This window comes from Caballeronia sordidicola (genome assembly GCF_002220365.1).
In the GTDB taxonomy this organism is placed as follows: Bacteria; Pseudomonadota; Gammaproteobacteria; order Burkholderiales; family Burkholderiaceae; genus Caballeronia; species Caballeronia sordidicola_C.
The window spans coordinates 159640-179023 of the sequence record NZ_MTHB01000123.1 but is presented as its reverse complement, the minus strand read 5'-3'; the positions used below and the strand labels follow the sequence as shown (position 1 = coordinate 179023).

Sequence of the window (19384 nt, the reverse complement as noted above, 5' to 3'; positions counted from 1 at the left end):
TGAAACCAACAGGTCGTATCCATGACGCTACGACGTGGCCTGAGCAACTCCCAGGTTGTCCCACGTCAGTCAGCGTGTCTAATACGCCCCTCCGGTCCGATAGCCCTCATTTTCGATGTAAGCCGATGCAGGGCTTGGTGCTATCGCTCAAGGATACAGCGCTCAAGATTGTCAAAATCGAATATCGTGCCTGCTATCCATCGTTCACGTTAACCTTCCAAATAGGTCGCCGACGCCCGCAGTTATCCCCATCGCCATTGCTCCCCAAAACGTGACCCTGATCGCACCCGTAATCACGCGAGCGCCACCGACTCGCGCCGCGAGACCACCTAAAAAGGCCAGGAAAAGCAGAGACGCGGCAGAGACGAAGACAGTTATCTGAGGTTCGGGTGACAAAGCGGTCACGAGCAGCGGCAAGGCGGAAGCTGCCTGCCGAGGCAAGCGCTGCTTGTATCGGGCGGGCTTTGAGGGCCTCCGACAAGCCGAGTTCGTCTCGGGCGTGCGCGCCAAGAGCGTCATGAGCCATCAGCTTGTCAGCAACCTGTTTGGCGAGCGCTGTATCGAGGCCGCGGCCGACATAGATCGCCGTGAGTTCAGCGTGCTCGCCGGGATTGTCCGTTTTGAGTTCGGTCCGTTCGAGCGCCAAGTCCGCCTGCTCGGTGTCTGCCTGCGAGTGCACCGACACATACTCCTCTGCGGCCATCGACATCGCACCAGCGACAACTCCTGCGACTCCGGCGATCAAGACGCTGCTATGACTTCCATGCGCTGCGACAACACCGAGAACCAGACTCGACGTCGATAAGATACCGTCATTGGCCCCCAACACAGCGGCGCGCAGCCAACCGCTTTGCCCGTCCGGTGTCGTTCTCTCTGTCGCGCCATCACCATAAGCTTCTCGCTCCGAGACGATAGAAAAGGACCTTCGTGACCTCGACGAGCGCAAGATATGCCACGGTCACGGGGATGACGTAGACGAAAATCATCGGAGGTGGCTTCACAAACCCGAACCACTTGCCAACAGAAAGAAGCGGAAGGCCGATCGCTATAGCCACAGCAGAAAGAGAAATGCCAACGAGAAACCAGCTCGGCCGACTGGAGAAGGACCATCGTCGCGTCCGAATGCAGAAAACGACAAGGACCTGCGTTGTCATCGACTCGATAAACCAGCCGGTTTGGAACAAGGCTTGACCGGCCCCGAATAGATGCAGCAGCGCATAGAACGTGAGAAAGTCGAAAACGGAGCTGATTGGGCCGAATACGAGCATGAATCGCTGGATCAGCTTGATGTTCCATTTGATGGGTACGCTGACCGCCTCCGGATCGACCCGGTCGAACGGGATCGCGATTTCGGAGACATTGTAGATCAGGTTATTAAGCAATATCTGGATCGGCAACATGGGCAGGAACGGCAGTATGAGCGCAGCGCCAGCCATGCTGAACATGTTGCCAAAATTCGAGCTTGCCCCCATCAGGACGTATTTGGACACGTTCTCAACGGCACTGCGGCCTTGGACCACGGCGTCGCGCACGACCGAAAGATCATGTTCGAGCAGGATCAGATCGGCGGCTGCGCGCGCCACGTCAGCAGCGCCATCGACAGAGATCCCGACGTCTGCCGCGTGCAACGCCGGAGCGTCGTTGATGCCATCTCCCATGAAGCCGACGACGTGGCCAAGCCGCTTGAGCGCCAGCAGAATACGATGCTTCTGTTGCGGGTTGATCCGGCAAAACAGGTTCACCTGCGGGAGCTGCCCGAGCAGCGCCTCATCCGAAAGATGGGCTAATGAATCTCCCGTGAGAACACCCGTAACTGGCACGCCGATCTCGCCGAAGACGTGGCGGGTGACAAGTTCGTTGTCGCCGGTCAGGACTTTCACTGTTATGCCAGCTTCGGCCAACTCCCGGATCGTCGTGCCGGCACTGGATTTTGGGGGATCGAGGAAAACGGCGAAACCGGAGAACGTCAGGTTGCACTCGTCGGTGAGAGCAGCGCTCTGATGGTTTTCACCCACCTCCCGGCTCGCGATACCGAGTGCGCGGAGGCCCTGCGCGCCGAGGGCGTCGAGGGTCGCCTCGAAGATGCCGCGCGTTTCGGGATTGATCGGTAGCTCTTTGCCATCCTGCGTCGTGTATCGATCGGCAAGTCGCAGCAGGTCTTCAGGTGCGCCTTTCACCACGAGACGGCGCTTGGCGTCGTGCTCGACCAGGACCGACACGCGCCGTCGCTCAAAATCGAATGGGACTTCGTCAAGCTTCTTCCAACCGGTCATGTCGAACGGATGGGCAGCGAGAATTGCTTCGTCCAGTGGACTCTTCATACCGCTTTCGAAGCGGCTATTGATGAAGGCATCCGCATAGGCGGCCGCGCTCTCCACCCCGTATCCATCGATCGCGCTGACAAGCTTGATCGTGGCTTCCGTCAGCGTCCCGGTCTTGTCGGTGCACAGCACGTTCATGGCACCGAGATCGTGAATCGCTGAGAGGCGCTTTACGATCACTTTTCGTTTGGCCAGTGCGATCGCCGATCGGGCAAGGGTCACTGTCACGATCATCGGTAGAAGCTCAGGTGTCAGCCCCACGGCGAGCGCCGCCGCAAACATTAGCGATTCCAGAACCGGCCTATGAAACGAGATGTTTACAACAAGGACGAACAGCACCATTAACACGGTGAAACGCATGATCAACATGCCAAAGCGACGAATGCCGACCACGAATGCCGTATCCGGCGGTTTTTCCGCCAGAGTCGTCGCGAGATGCCCAAGCGCTGTCTTGCTGCCAGTTTGGCAGACGACGATCGTCGCGGTGCCGCTGATAACTGAGGTGCCGGCAAAGACGGAGTTGGATGCCCCGGCCGGATTTTCGGCACCAGATGGCAGGTTGCCAGTCTGTTTTTCAGCCGGATAAGACTCGCCCGTAAGAAGGGCCTGGTTGACGAATAAATCCCGGCTCGCAAGCAATCTCGAATCAGCGGGAACAAGGTCGCCAGCGATCAGTTCAACAATGTCGCCAGGGACCAGTCGGTCCATCGGCAACGACACGCATGTGCCGTTACGTCGGACGGTGGCCTCAACCGCCACTGAGCGGCGCAGCGCCTCGACCGCATTCTGGGCGCGCACCTCTTGGACGAAATCGATGATCATGCTAAGCATGACAATGCTCAGCACGATGATGAAGCTCATCATGTCACCAGCCGCCGCGGATAGTCCGCTTGCGAAAAGCAGGATGATGACGAGTGGATTGCGGAAGCGGGCAAGAAATCGGAGCCACAGCGGCGCCTGCTTGTCGATTGCGGCGTCGTTTGGTCCATAGGTCGCTAAGCGCGACTGCGCCTCAGACGTCTTTAGGCCGGTAGCGGTAGTTGCCAAGTGAACAAGAAGCCTGTCTACGGGCCCGCTCCAGAAATCATCGGGAGTGGGTTCGCCATTTGCGACACCGATAGCATCGTGGAGATCCGGCTCCCTAACGCCCTCGCATTTACCGATCGTTTTCATCGGCTTCCGTTCGGTTGTAATGGGGCAGCGCTGTGCAGCACGCCAGCGGCGACAGCGAGATCACCCTGTGCAACGATGCGGACATCCATCGCCGGTTTGCCAATATGGATGTCAAGATCCCGGAGGGCGTCCGCTATGCGCTCGATCATCTCGGATTTCGCACCAGGCGTCAGCGCAAAGCTGTCGATCGCAAAAGCCAACTCGTAGTCCAGGAGAGAGTCCGTGAATGCACATGCGTAGGCCTGCGGAGTGGTGCCGTGGGCGATGTCTGGGCTACCGGTGGCAGCCGCTATTAACGCTTGGATCACGCGCGAAGGCGCCACTGCGAGATCGACCCTGAGACTAATAATGCAGCGGTGGGGACCTTTCGGACGGCTGTGGTTCGTCACGATGGACTTCGAAATGAAGCTGTTCGGTATGACGACCATGTCATGAGACCATGTCCTAAGCCGGGTAGCCCGCCAATTGACCTGCATGACCTGGCCAGAGACCTGATCAGCCAAGGTAATCCAGTCCCCTGCTCCAAATGGACGTTCGATGTTGATCGCGAGACCGGAAAGTACGTCACCGAGGGTGTTCTGGAGCGCCAGGCCGAGGACAATTGCCAGGACGCCGGAAGTCGCCAGGAAGGTTGAGACCGGTTCTTTGAAGACAGTGCCGACGATGCCAACGAAGGCAAGGGCATAGATGAGACCCGATGCTAGATCCGCGAACAGGCGTCGCGCGTGAGGCTCGTCATTATCGGGGAAAAACGTTCGGAGTAGCACTAGATCAAGCAGGCTTTTGAACAACCACGCACCCAGAATCCACCACACGATCCCGAACAATTCGCGTGGCAGGCGCAGGCCACCTCCCGTCGTCCCGAAGAGAAATTGTCCTAGAGGGTTACCTGTCCGCGGAAATACTGCGGTAATCAGCAGTAGCACACCGCCGCCGCCAAACAGTGGGTGGTAAGGTCGAAGGTATGGCAGTGCACGAAGCAACAGAAGCACGGCCGCAGTCGATAGGAGGCAAATCTCTGTCAAACCAATCATCTTGCTATAGTCCCGTGCGCCGGAGTGCCGTTTCGTCCTCGGCTTCGGGCGCGTCAATTGATGTGATTCGAAGAGCCGTCCCACGTACAGGAGCGGCAGCGCCGTTGAAGCTGCCTGCACTGAGATCCGCTCGATCCCGGTTCACCTTCTAGAGCGGATAGTTCGTTTGTTTGAAGATGCCCATCTCCACCACTTGGCGCAGAAAGTCGATACAGTCATGCCGTGCAAGATCGGCGACGAGCAAGAACTGACGCTCCTCTCAAAGAAACCCATGGCAAGCTCTAGATGTCGCTCATGTGAATGTCTGCGCAAACGCAGCGCCCACCCGCGCGAACTGGCTTCAGCGTCAGGAGACGACCTCCCTGACGGTCGCGAAGAAGATCGCTGCATCGAAGTGCAAAAGCGGAGTCTCGCGGGAGCTGCCCGATCGGAAAACGCCCGCCGGTCGGTGCAGAACAAGAGCCGGCGACGTACTAACTGACCTCGCTGGGCAGGTTCTCAAGCGACGACAGCAATAGAGCCGAAGCCAATCATTTCTCTGCGCTCAGCCGATTATGGGCTTCGCCACGAACCCGCGGCAGGCTCGGAAACTACTCAGGTTCGCGGCTTCGAATGCACGGGCGACTAACGGCAGATTGAGCTCTGTCGGTAAATCACTGAGAGGAGGTACGGTCGGAACCCGGGACACCAACGGGTTAAGCAGTAATTTAATTCGAATGAAATGGCTGTGCGAAAGGTCGGAATCTATTCGTGCTTTGGCGTACGACTGCACCAGTCCAAGCGTCATTATCAACTTGCCGAGGGGGAGACGGCATGGCGGTAAGTTTGCCGATTGATCAGAAAGCATTCGACGGAGGGCCAACTCGGTGAATTTGCGCCATGCGACGAACCGTGGCTGCGAGTTGTTCGCGATAGAGTGAAGCGCGTTTCACATGCGCCTTCAGTGAAGAGTTGCTGGATCGACCCGAAGCACGGGAGGAGTTTGTGTGTGCGTTGTGGGTCGCTGCCACTCCAGTGCACCCGCTCGATCGGGTTATCGCGTTCCCTTCCAGGGTACGGGTGCGTCGCGAGGGCTGCCCGACCGGTCCACGGAATACTTGGAGTGCGACACCATCGTTTTTTCAAGGTGTGTGGCCCACGCGGCGACCATCGGCCGCCGCGTCCATAGGGCGCCTTTAGTTTGGCTGCATCAATTTTTTCATCTCTTCCAGGCTCTGCGTGGCCCGCTGCGTGATGATATCCATCGCATCGGTCTGCGACTTGCGTGCCATTTCCGCTAGGCTCTTCGTATCGGCCAGCGCTTTCTGGTAACCGCCGCGCACTAACTCAGTCTGCTTCGCAAGGTCCGCCCCAGCGGACCCGCCAGCGGCCAAGGCTTTAGCAGACTCCTGAATCTCTTGCATGGCCTGGGTCAGGAGCTCTGTTTGCCGACGTGCGAGCGCTTGCATCGCCTCATAGGTGGCCTTGTTGGCCTCAACGAGGGCCTCCATATCCTTGCGACGCGACTCGATGATCTGCGCCATGTCGAGGCCCGGGACCTTGAACTGCTGGATCAGCTTGGTTACGTCGGCGAATGGGGTGGTGGTTTCAGTTTCCATGATCGTCTCTCGGTAAGTAGGTTCGTTGCGGGTTTACAGGCAGGAGGCATGCTATGGCCGCCCGGTTTGTTGCGGCGGAGGCGAGTGCCGGTCAAAGCGTCCGCATCCGTCCCTAGGTCTCGCGGGCCTGCTTCGAAGTAGGCATAACCAGCGCGTCTCCGTCGATCACCACCTTGTTGGCCACGCGACAGACGGTGGTGAGCGTTACGCGCCGCTTCTCAGGTAACATTTCCTTGACGGTTACAGTGGCGTGGACGGTGTCACCGGGCTTCACCGCCGCTGTGAAACGCAGATTCTGGCTCAGGTAGATCGTCCCCGGGCCGGGCAGCCGACCGGCGATCGCCGCTGAGATCACGCTGGCGGTCAGCATACCGTGAGCAATTCGGCCTTTGAACCGGGTCGTTTGAGCGAACTCCTCATTGATATGCACGGCGTTGTTGTCGCCGGAAACGGCGGCGAAGAGCACGATGTCTGCCTCAGTGATAGTCTTCGCAAATGTGGCGCTCATGCCCGGTTTCAAATCTTCGTAGTCGTAGCCGTTGAGTTCGTTCATCACCTTACACCTATTGATTCGGGCTGCTTAGAACAGTGATTCTTCCAACGCGAGAACCGAGCTGGCGCCGTTGACGATGGCTTGGCAATAGGCTTGCGCCTCAGGCAACACATGCTCGGCATAAAAGCGCGCAGTGACCACCTTCGCCCGGTGGAAGTCGGCGTCGGCCGTCGAAAGTCTGGTTGTAGCGACCAAGGCAGCGCGCGCCATGAGCCAGCCCCCGATCACGGTGCCGCATAACTTGAGGTAAGGCACCGCTCCGGCTGCCGCGCTGGCTGGATTGCGATCGTAGTTCGCGAGCAGCCATTCGGTTGCCTGCTCCAGCGCCAATGTTCCGCCTTGCAGCGATTCACCGATGACTCGGAGCTCTTTGTCCCCCGCGGCGTCGAGAGCAGCCAAGGTGGCGTTCATCTCACCCAGCAGAAGTTTCACCGCGGCGCCTTTATCGCGAGCCACCTTCCGTCCGATGAGATCATTTGCCTGGATTCCTGTCGTACCCTCGTAGATGGTGGTGATGCGTGCATCGCGCATGTGCTGGCAAGCGCCGGTCTCTTCGATGAAGCCAACGCCGCCGTGCACCTGAATGCCAGTGGAAGTAATGTCGATGGCATTTTCGGTACACCACCCTTTGACAACGGGCGTCAGCAGATCCGTGATGGTTTGACGCATCCTGCGCTCGTCTGGGTCTGGATGCGAGTGCGCCTTGTCCATCTGAGCAGCGGCGAAATAAGCGAGCGCACGCATGGCTTCGATACGCGCCTTCATGTTCATCAACATGCGCCGTACGTCGGGGTGGCGGATGATCGCGACGGGAGCGCCGCCTGGAGAGCCAATGGGACTGCTCTGCACGCGCTCACGCGCATACCCCAAGGCCTGCTGGTAAGCGCGCTCGGAGATGGCTACGCCTTCGAGTCCGACGTTGAGGCGGGCGTGGTTCATCATGGTGAACATGCACGCGAGGCCACGGTTTGCTTCGCCCACCAGGTAGCCGATCGCGCCTTCGTTTTCGCCGAAGGCCATGACCGCGGTCGGACTGCCATGGATACCCATCTTGTGCTCGATCGACGCGCAAATGAGATCGTTGCGCTGGCCCAGACTGCCGTCGGCGTTCACCAGGAACTTGGGTACGACGAACAACGAGATCCCCTTCGTGCCTTCCGGTGCGTCTGGCAGGCGTGCGAGGACCATGTGGATGATGTTCTCCGCCATGTCATGCTCGCCCCACGTGATGAAGATCTTGGTGCCTGAGATGCGGTAGTGATCCCCCTCGGGCTGCGCCTTGGAGCGAACCGCGGACAGATCCGAGCCCGCCTGCGACTCAGTGAGGTTCATGGTTCCGGTCCATTCGCCCGACACCATCTTCGGCAAGTACAGTTGCTTGTCCTGTTCACGCCCGTGGTGCGCGATAGCTGCAACTGCACCGAGGGTCAGCATCTGGCACAAGGAAAAAGCCATGTTGGACGCCTTCCACATCTCGAGCACTGCAGTGGACACCAATGAAGGCAAGCCCTGACCGCCGAAGTCGGGACTTGCCGGCATGGCGTTCCACCCGCTTTCGATGAACTTGCTGTAGGCCGCCTTGAACCCGTCGGCGGTCGTGACTTCTCCATCCTTGCATTGGCAGCCTTGGCGGTCGCCCTGAGCATTGATAGGGGCAAGCACTTCGGACGCAAATTTCGCCGCCTCGTCAAGGATCGCTTCCACGAGGTCCGGCGTCACTTCGTCATTGCCTGGCAGCGCTGCGATCTCAGCAAGGCCTGCCAGGTCGTTCATCGCGAACAGCATGTCGCGTGTCGGTGCTACGTACGTCGTCATCGTTGTGTCCTTCGGTCCGGGCCTACCCGCTTTCAGTCAATAAGCCGGAAAGTTCCGGCAATGCCTCAAACAAATCAGCCACCAGGCCGTAATCCGCGACCTGGAAAATCGGTGCATCAGCATCTTTGTTGATAGCGACGATTACCTTGGAATCCTTCATGCCGGCCAAATGCTGGATCGCGCCGGATATACCGACGGCGATGTACAGATCAGGGGCCACGATTTTGCCGGTCTGGCCAACCTGATAGTCGTTTGGTACGAAGCCGGCATCCACGGCTGCGCGCGAGGCACCGAGCGCTGCACCGAGTTTGTCGGCCAGGGGATCGAGCAGCCTGTGGTAGTTCTCCCCATTTCCCAGTCCTCGGCCGCCGGAGACGACGATCTTGGCGTCACCGAGTTCAGGGCGCTCCGACTTCGTGAGGTCGCGCCCTGTCAGTTTTGACAGAGCGAAATCGGCACCCGCTGGCAAAGCTTCGACCGCCGCGGAACCGCCTGGGCGAGCCGCGTCGAACCCTGTGCTGCGAACCGTTACCACTTTGACTGTGTCGCGGGATTTGACTGTTGCCAGCGCATTGCCAGCGTAGATCGGTCGTATAAACGTGTCGCTGGACTTTACAGCGACGATGTCGGAGATCTGCGCCACATCGAGCAGCGCCGCAACCCGCGGCAGCAAATTCTTGCCGAAGGTGGTAGCGGGCGCCAGGATGTGGGTGTACCCGCCGGAGTGAGCAACGATCAGGGCGGCGATGTTCTCGGCGGACTGGTCGACATAGTGCGAGGCATCCGCAACGCGCACCCTGACGACCCCGTCGATCTCGGCAACCGCCCGCGCTGCCGCATCGCAACCGTGGCCCGCCACCAGCACGTCAATATCGCCGCCGATCTCCTTCGCAGCGGCGATGGTATTCAGCGTCGCACTTTTGATCGACATATGGTCGTGCTCCGCAATTACGAGAATCGCCATTCAGATCACCTTCGCTTCGTTCTTGAGCTTATCAATAAGCTGCTTTACGTCCGCCACGCGGATACCGGCAGTGCGCTTGGACGGCTCCGCCACTGCGAGGGTCTCCAGCCGCGGGGTGACGTCCACGCCAAGCGTTTCGGGCGCAATCGTCTCGAGTGGCTTTTTCTTCGCTTTCATGATGTTGGGCAGCGTTACGTAGCGCGGCTCATTCAGCCGCAAATCAGTGGTGATGACGGCAGGAAGCTGAAGCTCTAACGTCTCCAGTCCGCCATCGACCTCGCGCGTGACGGTGGCCGTGGTGTTGTCTTTGACGACCACCTTGGAGGCAAAGGTGGCTTGAGGCCAGCCCATGAGCGCCGCCAGCATCTGGCCGGTCTGGTTGGCATCGTCATCGATGGCTTGCTTGCCGCAAAAGACAATCTGCGGCTGCTCTTTCTCTACCAGTGCCTTAAGGAGTTTGGCGACCGCCAGCGGTTGCAGTTCGACATCGCTTTCAAGCAAAATCGCTCGGTCTGCGCCAATCGCTAAGGCGGTGCGCAGCGTCTCCTGACACTTGGACGCGCCGCACGACACCGCCACCACGTCTGTCGCAATGCCGGCTTCCTTGAGTCGTACCGCCTCTTCCACGGCAATTTCGTCGAACGGGTTCATCGACATCTTGACGTTGGCCAAGTCGACACCGCGCCCATCCGGGCTGACGCGAACCTTGACGTTGTAGTCAAGCACGCGTTTTACGCTAACCAGTATCTTCATAGTCCGCTCACTGCTTGTGTGCGAGTTTTAGGCTGCTAGAGCGCCTGGGCCTGTTCGCGCAACAGGAACTTCTGAATCTTGCCGGACCCCGTTCTTGTCAGCGGTCCGAAGATGATCTTCTTCGGCACTTTGAAGCGTGCCATGCGTTCGCGACAGAAGTCGATAAGTTCCAGTTCAGTGACTTGTCCACCATCCCTGAGTTCGACAAAGGCGCACGCGACTTCGCCCCATTTCTCGTCGGGCCGCGCCACGACCGCGGCGCCGACTACCGCAGCATGCCGATAAAGTACGTCCTCCACTTCGAGCGACGAAATGTTCTCACCGCCTGAAATGATGATGTCCTTCGAGCGGTCCTTGATCTTGACGTACCCGTCTGGTCCGACCACCGCCAGGTCACCGCTATGAAACCAGCCGCCAGCAAACTCCTTCTCCGTGGCATGCGGGTTCTTCAGATATCCCTTCATGATCAGATTGCCGCGGAACATGATCTCGCCCATCGTCTCACCGTCCCAGGGAACGGGCTCCATGCTTGCCGGATCCATGACCACCATGTCTTCGAGCATCGGCGCTCGCACACCCTGACGTCCGTTTAGTTCGGCACGTTGCTCCAAAGGCAGTTCGTCCCAACCGTTCTGCTTGGCGCATATGGCAGCGGGGCCATAGGTTTCGGTCAGCCCATAGACATGCGTAATGTCAAAACCGATCCGCTCCATCCCCTCGATGACAGAAGCCGGCGGCGCAGCGCCTGCGATACAGCCCGAAACCCTGTGCTCGATACCGCTGCGGGCCTCTTCCGGCACGTTGATCAGCATGGTATGCACGATCGGTGCGGCACAGAAATGGGTTACTTTGTACTTCTTGATCGCATGGAAAATGGCCTTTGCATCCACGCGACGCAAGCACACGTTCGTGCCGGCATTGGCCGCCATGGTCCAGGGGAAGCACCAGCCGTTGCAATGAAACATGGGCAGTGTCCACAAATACACTGCGTGTTGCGGCATGCCTAACGACAGGATGTTCGACACCGCGTTGAGGTACGCTCCACGATGGTGATAGACCACTCCCTTCGGGTTACCGGTGGTACCAGACGTGTAATTGAGCGCAATCGCATTCCATTCATCTGAGGGCAATGACCACTCGAAGTGCGCGTCGCCTTCCAGCAGGAATGCTTCGTAGTCTTTTTCACCGAGAAGCTTTCCGCCCTCATATTCCGGGTCATCGATGTCGATCACCAACGGTCGCTCTTCAAGCATTGGCAGAGCATGCTCCATAATCCCGGAGTACTCCCGGTCGGTGATGACAACCTTGGCTTCGCCATGCTGCAGCATGAAACCAATAGCCTCTGCATCAAGGCGCAAATTCAGGGTATTCAACACCGCACCGATCATCGGCACCGCAAAGTGGGCCTCGTACATGGCCGGGACGTTTGGCGCCATCAGCGCCACCGTATCGCCCACCCCGACACCACGCTTCTTAAGCGCGGAGGCAAGGCGCAAGCAACGCTCATAGCATTGCTTCCACGTGAACTGCAAATCCCCATGAATAACGGCAACATGGTTCGGGTAAACCAAGGCGGCGCGCTCGATGAAACTGATGGGCGACAGCGGAACATAGTTAGCACTGTTCTTTTCGAGCCCGAAGTCGTAGGGGTTAATGCTGGTCACAGCGGTCTCCGGTCGGTATGTAGTTTTTATAAAGCATTCAATAAGTACTTCAGAATAATTAAATTTTTTTAAAAAGGCATTTTCGATTTCGGTTCCAGATTCGCCTTGTGACGCGAAACCGCGGTCGCATCGAATCCGCTCTCTCTTTTCATTGCAGCACCATCCGGAGCCAGGGCGTTGATCTACGTCAACCCTGTGTGAGATCTTCACGTTTGTGGGCGACCGCATAAGAGAGCGCTACGCAGAACGCAAATGGGTCTTATCGCTGGCACGACCTTCCAGCAGCGCTCAGTTACAGCGGATAGTGTCGTACGCCATGCGGGTCATTGACTACTAGAGCTTGTCAACACCCAAAACGGTTGGTCTCGACTTAGCGCGAAAGCCTTCCCATTGACAACAAGCGTCATTGGCTCTCCTGCATCCAGCGTCACCTCAAGGCTTGCGGTGGCGTGTTCGATCTTGATTTTCAGGTACCGCCCCCGCCACTGCAATCCAAAACGAAGACTCTGCCAAGAAGCCGGGATGCGGGGATTCAAGGCCAAATGGTCCGCGTGCAGCGATAGTCCCGCAAAGCCGAATACGACCATCGACCAAATGCCACCCAAGGCTGCAATGTGCACGCCGCCGTCAATAGCCGCATGGTTGTCTTCAAGGTCAATGGCCGACGTCCGGCGAAAATAGTCCAGTGCGGCTTCTGTCTCTCCCAGTCTCGCTGCGACGACCCCGTGCATCGCAAGGCTGAGTGAGCTGCCATGGGCGCAGCGTGGCGCGTAGTAGCCGAAGTTCTTTGCGCCGGTGTCCGCGGGAAATTCGTCCGGCAGCAACGCGAGAAGCGCCACCACATCGGCCTGCTTGACGATCTGGGATTGACGCGTCTGTTCTGGGCCAAGTACCACGTCAATGGGCACCGATCGACCGGCATAACGTGAAAGATCCACGTCATCCAATGAGAAAAACCCCGCGAACTGCTCAAAGAGACCTGTTTTCGGATCGAAGCCGGTCATTATTGTTTCGGCGACGTTACGCCATTGCTCCAACTCGGCATCGCTCAAGGCGAGACGGGCCGCCAGGCTTCCCCATTGTTTGGGCCAACGTGCGCGCAACCATTCCACCACGTCAAGCGCGCGCCGGATGTTGCATCGTGCCATGACATTGGTGAAGGAGCTATCGTCGATCGACTCGTGATATTCATCTGGACCGATGACGCCGCGCACGTGGCAGTGACCATCCGGCTCCGGCCGCGCACGGCTCGACCAGAACCGGGCGGTCTCCAGCAAGATTTCAGCGCCGGCATCGCGCATGAAACCATCGTCTCCTGTGGCCTGCCAGTATTGCCAGACGGCGTAAGCAATATCCGCGCTGATGTGCTGTTCCTGCCGTCCACATTTGACCTCCACCCGCTTGCGGTCAGGCCCGATCACGTGCAAGGGGCACGTCTCTGCGCCGGTATCCGCGGACTCCCATGCGTAGAGCGCCCCCCGCCACCCCAGTTCGGCCGCTTTCGCGCGGGCACCATCGAGCGTATGAAACCGGTACATAAGCAGCGCCCGCGCCGCGATGGGCCATGTCAGGGTAAAGAACGGAAGAAGGTAGATTTCAGTATCCCAGAACACGTGTCCGCGATAATCGTCGCCGGTCAACGCCCGTGCCGCAATAGACACGTGCTCGTCGTCAGGGTTCGCTGCCCCGTTCAGATGGTAGAGGGCGAACCGCAACGCTCTTTGCGCGGCTGCGTCTCCTTTGATTTCGACATCGCTGCAATGCCAGCGCTTGGTCCACGCTGTCTCATGCGCCGCCACGACGCCCGACCACCCAAGTTTGCGGGCAACATCAAGCGCCCCTACGGCATCTTGGCCCGGATGAACCTCTCCTGCAACGCCACACGTCACGGCCACTGTCCGCGCAAGACAAACGACCTGGCCAGGACGCGACTTCCAGCGCCATGACCATTGCAATGGGCTGCTTGATGTCGGATTGATATCCACGCCGTCGATGTGCAGAGTTAAAGCTGCCGCCATTGCAAGGCGTTTTCCAGACGAGGTTGTATTCCATACCCCCAAGCCCTGCTCGACCCGCTCTGGCAAAAGACCCGTGTCCGACACCTCAAGGGACGCGTTGAGCGTGATCTCGGCTTCGCCCCGCTCGAACTCCATCTGAATGAGCTGCAGGCCGATCGCGCGATGGCTGAGAGAGGCAAGGTGCAGGCTCCGTAGCCGGACCCAGACGACGTCCGCATTGGAGAGCCGTGCATCGGTCAGCAACAAGCCCCTGCGTAGATCCAGTATCCGATGCTGGGACTTCCCATCGCCCTCCCGGTGTGTCAATGGAACACCGTCGCGCAGAATCCGGACTTGAAGCCAGTTAGGGGCTGCAATCAAACCTGGAATGGCATGTTCTTCGTCTGCCGTATCGAACAGTCCGGCCACCAACGTACGCGACGCGCCAACCCATCTCCCACCCCGGTGTATGGCGCGTGCTCCGCACACACCGAGGAAGCCATTACTAATTGCGAAGCGCGACCCGCGGCTACCTTCGCGCAATGGGTCGTATCCGGCCTCCTCGATGATCCAGTCGCAATTGTCTGTTGGAGTCAACGCGCCGCTGAGGGTTGTAGCGACGGTCATGGCGCGCGTCGGCAGAGCCGCCCTCGCGCAAGCTCATCGATGGAAACTTCGTCGAGGCTGGTCACAACGAGGCTTGCGCCTGCCGCCCAGAGCAGGTCTGCATCATGAAGCCGGGCGACGCCCAGCCCCGTCATCCCACCGGCACACGCGGCTTCGATACCCGCTGGCGCATCCTCCACCACGAAGCAGTTCCTGGGCGCTGCTGGCAAATCCGCGGCAGCCAGGAGGAATATCTCCGGGTTTGGCTTACCTTGTCGTAAGTCCCGGCCGCAGACATTCGATCCAAAGACATCAAGCAGAGTATGGTGCGTGTCCAGTTGAACGCGCTTCATCATTTCGTTAGCGTTCTTCGACGACGACGCGACAGCCATGGGCCAACCTAACGCCATCACGTCCCGAACGAAGCGCAGCGCGTCGGGAAACGCACTCACTGCCCCCGCATGAATCAGTTCCTCCAACCGTCTTTGCTTGCGCTCGGCGTAGGCTTCGGCCAGTAGACCGGCGTGGGGCAGACCCAACGCCTGCAACGCAGCGAGAGCGCCGGCGAGCCGCGGTTTGCCTGCAATCTGGGACTGGTACATGGCCGTGGTGAAGCGAGCTTCATCGCCCGGGTTCCCCAGCGCTTCACGCCAGGCGCGCTCGTGAGGCGAGGCAAGGAGGACGCCGTCGACGTCAAAGATCCCCGCCGATAATGTTCGAGGCCCTTGTGATACGGAAACCGGCTCTTTGCTATGCGTCATGCTCGGCCCATGCCGAAGACGCAAATATCGATGTTTGAGCTAACAGAATCTGAGGTGCTTTCAGCGCCGACTGCGTCACGACTTGCATATTCAGTTGAATACATATCCAAGCTCCAGAATGTCAGGCTGCGTACTGCGAAAACGGAGACATCCACGTCCACTCAAAGCGCCGGCAAGAATTCGCCGCGACAAAAAATCCTAGTATCCGGCGAAAAGACCGTCAGAAAAAGGTTCGGAAAATACTCAGACTGACTCAACCGAAATCAATAGCACTTGGAAAAACTGGAGTGCTCGCGGAGGCGTACAGTCTGCATCGCGAAGGGGTGGTTTGCCGTTCACACGGCGGGAAGGCGCGGCGCTATAACACCTAGCGCAATCCTTTCGCCGGTCGTATCGTGTGCCCAAAAATACGCGGCAGACCGGCCAATCCTACGGGAATGACCGCCAATGTGGCTGTATGTGGCCCCATGTCCGCCGCCATGCCTTCGTTGAGAGGCGCGCGATCCAGTCTGGTCTAGGTCGAGGGACATCGCACCAACGAGAGCCCCCCACAAAAACTGATTAGTGGACGAAGGGCTCGGGCTCCAAAGGCCAGAACGATGTCAGAGCGAGCGGCACTACCGAGGATGGTACGGGGCTGAACCCCGCTCGCTATAGCAGATGAATGAGATTCGTAATCTGATGATGTCCTATGACCCTGCTATAGCTATGCTCGCGAAGCAACTCTTAAAATTTCGATTACTTTGTCAAAATCCACTGGCTTAACGAGGTGATGATCGAATCCGGCCGCCAACGCTAGCTGCCGATCTGATTCTTGACCGTACCCGGTGATGGCAACCAGCACGACCCTGTGACTAGTTTCCTGTGCCCTTATGCAGGCCGCTACCTCGTACCCCGTTAACCCTGGCAAGCCAATATCCAATAGCACGACGTCGGCTTTGAACTCGCGAAACGCCTGCAGCGCCGCGTTTCCCTCATGGGCGATGAGGACATCGTGCCCCAAGGTTTCTACAAGCATCGACATGCTTTCAGCGGTGTCGAGGTTGTCATCAACCACCAGGACGCGTAACTTGGCGTCGCCCTGTTTGTTCGTCTCCGATCGTGCTAAAAGTGGTTGCGGTGCGGGAGAGACCACCGCCGGAATACGGACAACAAATTCGCTTCCCTGCCCCTCAACACTGCGAACATCGACGCGTCCTCCGTGCATTTCCACCAGACTTCGCACTAAAGCCAAACCAACCCCTAAGCCGCCCCGCGATCGATCCAGGGATAACTCCGCTTGCGTAAAAAGATCGAAGACGTGTGGCAGAAGCTCTGGCCCGATTCCCACGCCAGTATCGCGGATGCGCACCACGCAATCTTCACCCTCCTGCTCAAGAGTCACCGTCACATGTCCACCTTCTTCCGTATATTTGGCGGCGTTAGTCAGCAGGTTCACAAAAACTTGTTCCAGACGAGCCGCGTCGGCGTACACCCAGACGACTTGTGTGGACAACGACACCCGTAGCTGGTGTCGCCTCAAATCCATCAGATGTCGGACGGTCTCCACCGCATTCTCGATAATCGTGCTTACCGCGACCACGTCGTTGCGCAAGAGAACTCTGCCGGTTGTGATGCGAGACACTTCCATCAAGTCGTCGACAAGTCGGGTCAATTGGATCAACTGACGCTCGATTATTCCCCGCGCTCGCCCCTGAACGGGGTCCTCGTCACGCTGCAGCTGCAGAAGACGCACTGCATTTGCCATTGGCGCCAAAGGATTGCGAAGCTCATGACTGAGCATCGCTAGAAACTCATCTTTTCTGCTATGCAGTTCGGCCAAGGCCTCCGTCTGCTCCTGAAGTTTTCGCTCCATTCTGGATTGGACACTGATGTCGCGAATGTTGCACTGGGCAACGGCATGTTGATTCACCGAGTAAATGTTGCTGATCACCTCCACATCGATGCACTTCCCGTCTTTCGTTTCCAGCGGCAGGTGACGATAGCGGACATAACCGTGATCCTGCAGCTCTCGACCAACGGACTGGCTCGCCGACTTATCTGCAACAAAGCCAAGTTCCCAAAGTTCCTTGCCGAGTAGCTCTGCGAAAGAGTAGCCAAGCAAATCAAGGAGGAATTGGTTTGCGTCGGTGATTTTCAAGGTTTTCGCGTCGAGCACAATTATTCCGTCCTTGGCGCTTTCAAACAAGCGCTTGTACGGAACCTCGGAAACCAAAGGGCAGGTTTCCGAACGACGGCCACCAGTGATATCGTCAAAGGTCACCATGATCGAGTGCCCACCGCCATCATCCGCTCCCAGACGCAGTACATTCAGCGCAATGATCCTCCTTCCGATCCCGGGAAAGTCCATTTCGACGCAGCAATCTCTTGTGGAACGACGGCCGGATTGGACTTCATCCAATGCATCTCGAATAGTCGGTGTATCCCATTGTTGTTCGTTAAGCTCATAAATCCCAAAACCTTCCACATTTACTTTTGAAACAGAGAAGGCCTCGCAGAATGCAGCATTTGCCCTTGCGACGCGAAGATCGCCATCAAGCGTGAGAAATGGTGTGCGAATGCTTTTGACCAGGTCGTTAGCATCGTCGGGAGCAAGCTGCATGCATCGCGCTTGCCGGGCGCGTTCAGTAGCGTCACGAAATATAGCCACAGTCCCCGACAGTTCTCCATCGGCGTTGAAAATCGGCGCTGCGCTGCCCTCGACCTGTTGCCGAACGCTCGTTTTCCCGATCATTATCGAGGTCAAACTTATTCTAACGACTAGACCTTCCTTCAGCGTCTTCGCAATCGGATTGTCTGGCACCAAACAAGTGTCTTGATCGGCTAGATTGAAGACCTTCTCGACCGGCAATCCCACCGCCTTCGCTTGCGTCCAACCGGTTAACAACTGAGCCGCCGAGTTCAGGAAGGTAATATGACCATGCGCGTCCGTCGTAATTATCCCTTCGCCCATGCTTGCGAGCGCGGCGTGATATTGGTCGAATCCAACGGGCAACGCTCCGGCCAGACATTTATCAGATGCGGTCATACCCCCTCACTTCGTAATTGATTGCTTTCTGAACGCATTTTTGACATCAATCCCGAAACCCAGTACCCATATCCAAACATACTGGCCAAGATTGCCCCAGGCGATCTGGTCAAACTTGCGCGACAAGCTGCGTGCGCAGCCAGCGTCGCCTGTGCACGGCTCTCCTGGACAAACCCGAGGGCCGCTTTGAACAACAAAAGCGCTCCAATGATTGCCGCTTCGACATACTTACCGAGGGAAATTTCGAGCACAACGGCCGCTTCCAGCATCCATGGGACTGGTGCCCAAAACTTGATAAGCGCCATGCGCGCCGGGTGTACCGATGTATCCGGCATAGCGTTCCGACCGGACGTCGCCAGTCGGCGTTGTGCCTCATCAGTAGTCAGTCCGGCAGGTAAGCCTTCCTTCGAAAACGGGAACGAGTCGTTCTTTGGGGCGATGACTGTCGCGGCGGCGGGGTTAAGCGTCATAGATAATCTCGTCGATAGAGCTTACGTTCGCCGAATCGTTAAACAACTAAGATTTTAGGAACGGGCGGTTTATTTTCAACGATCTGCTCGGGAACCTTGCAGGCAATTGTTGCTGTACTAAGCGCGCATTCATAGGGAATCCCTCTGCGTTCGCGCCCCTCTTCGAATCCCATTGGGTTAATGCATTACAACCGACGCGTAGTTTTCGTTAATGTCCAATTTTTCCTTGGAGGCAGCGGCCAGAAGTTCATTGCGACGCAGCCACGGTACGCCATAGATCGTTGACTCGTAAATTACGGTTTGCCGCACTCCGGATTTAGTGGCCGACGTGACTTTCGTGTGTATCGCGACACGTCCCTCGAGACAAGTGTCGCATTGACCAAATGAACCCATTCGAACGCCTGCTAGATCTTTAAACCACTATGCAACAACGCGATGAAATACGTTTATTGCTATCGCAAACTAGAATTTCTTTTTCGTTGCTCCTTGCGTTTTTCCAAATCTGAAATGACCGTCGCCCAACCAATGAATGCCAAATAACCGATCAGCAGCGGGAGCAACATCACATAACTCAATAATATCCAGGAACCGCTTACTTCATTTTGCACGATCACCCCCCCACCTCGCGCGCCGCAGACCTCGACTCT

General features: G+C 57.8%; 12 protein-coding genes and 1 pseudogene. All 13 read right to left on the bottom strand.

The window, feature by feature from the left end; all coding sequences use genetic code 11:
• Positions 1–204: 204 nt before the first annotated feature.
• The 13 genes and pseudogenes from BSU04_RS20480 to BSU04_RS20420 all read right to left on the bottom strand — a co-directional run bounded on the left by BSU04_RS20480 (position 205) and on the right by BSU04_RS20420 (position 18737).
• A pseudogene (locus BSU04_RS20480) lies at positions 205–885 on the bottom strand (VIT1/CCC1 transporter family protein).
• Positions 885–3494, bottom strand: a complete 2610-nt coding sequence (gene mgtA, locus BSU04_RS20475) for a magnesium-translocating P-type ATPase (protein ID WP_089162342.1) — start codon at positions 3492–3494, stop codon at positions 885–887. The pseudogene BSU04_RS20480 and the gene mgtA overlap by 1 nt, the downstream one beginning before the upstream one ends.
• Positions 3491–4486, bottom strand: a complete 996-nt coding sequence (locus tag BSU04_RS20470) for a mechanosensitive ion channel family protein (RefSeq protein ID WP_179258378.1) — start codon at positions 4484–4486, stop codon at positions 3491–3493. The genes mgtA and BSU04_RS20470 overlap by 4 nt, the downstream gene beginning before the upstream one ends.
• A 1217-nt stretch (positions 4487–5703) precedes the next feature.
• Positions 5704–6126, bottom strand: a complete 423-nt coding sequence (locus BSU04_RS20465; RefSeq protein WP_089162340.1) for a phasin family protein — start codon at positions 6124–6126, stop codon at positions 5704–5706.
• A 112-nt stretch (positions 6127–6238) separates the two neighbouring features.
• Positions 6239–6679, bottom strand: coding sequence for a MaoC family dehydratase (locus tag BSU04_RS20460; protein ID WP_089162339.1), 441 nt, complete (start codon positions 6677–6679; stop codon positions 6239–6241).
• A 27-nt stretch (positions 6680–6706) separates the two neighbouring features.
• Positions 6707–8494, bottom strand: a complete 1788-nt coding sequence (locus BSU04_RS20455; RefSeq protein ID WP_089162338.1) for an acyl-CoA dehydrogenase — start codon at positions 8492–8494, stop codon at positions 6707–6709.
• 22 nt (positions 8495–8516) lie between these two features.
• Entirely contained in the window at positions 8517–9458 is a 942-nt protein-coding gene (locus tag BSU04_RS20450) for an electron transfer flavoprotein subunit alpha/FixB family protein (RefSeq protein WP_089162337.1), read from the bottom strand.
• On the bottom strand, positions 9459–10211 hold the full coding sequence (locus tag BSU04_RS20445) for an electron transfer flavoprotein subunit beta/FixA family protein (protein ID WP_089162336.1): 753 nt from the start codon (positions 10209–10211) through the stop codon (positions 9459–9461).
• Between the two features lie 35 nt (positions 10212–10246).
• A complete protein-coding gene (locus BSU04_RS20440) occupies positions 10247–11875 on the bottom strand; it encodes an acyl-CoA synthetase (RefSeq protein WP_256983120.1) in 1629 nt (542 codons plus the stop codon).
• 323 nt (positions 11876–12198) lie between these two features.
• The gene (locus BSU04_RS20435; protein ID WP_089162334.1) at positions 12199–14499 is read right to left on the bottom strand and encodes a glycoside hydrolase family 65 protein; all 2301 of its coding nucleotides are present in this window, start codon (positions 14497–14499) and stop codon (positions 12199–12201) included.
• On the bottom strand, positions 14496–15239 hold the full coding sequence (locus BSU04_RS20430; RefSeq protein ID WP_089162333.1) for an HAD family hydrolase: 744 nt from the start codon (positions 15237–15239) through the stop codon (positions 14496–14498). Before BSU04_RS20430 ends, BSU04_RS20435 begins: the two co-directional genes overlap by 4 nt.
• A 706-nt stretch (positions 15240–15945) precedes the next feature.
• Entirely contained in the window at positions 15946–18267 is a 2322-nt protein-coding gene (locus BSU04_RS20425) for a PAS domain-containing hybrid sensor histidine kinase/response regulator (protein ID WP_089162332.1), read from the bottom strand.
• A complete protein-coding gene (locus BSU04_RS20420; RefSeq protein ID WP_089162331.1) occupies positions 18264–18737 on the bottom strand; it encodes a cation-transporting P-type ATPase in 474 nt (157 codons plus the stop codon). Before BSU04_RS20420 ends, BSU04_RS20425 begins: the two co-directional genes overlap by 4 nt.
• Between the last annotated feature and the right edge of the window lie 647 nt (positions 18738–19384).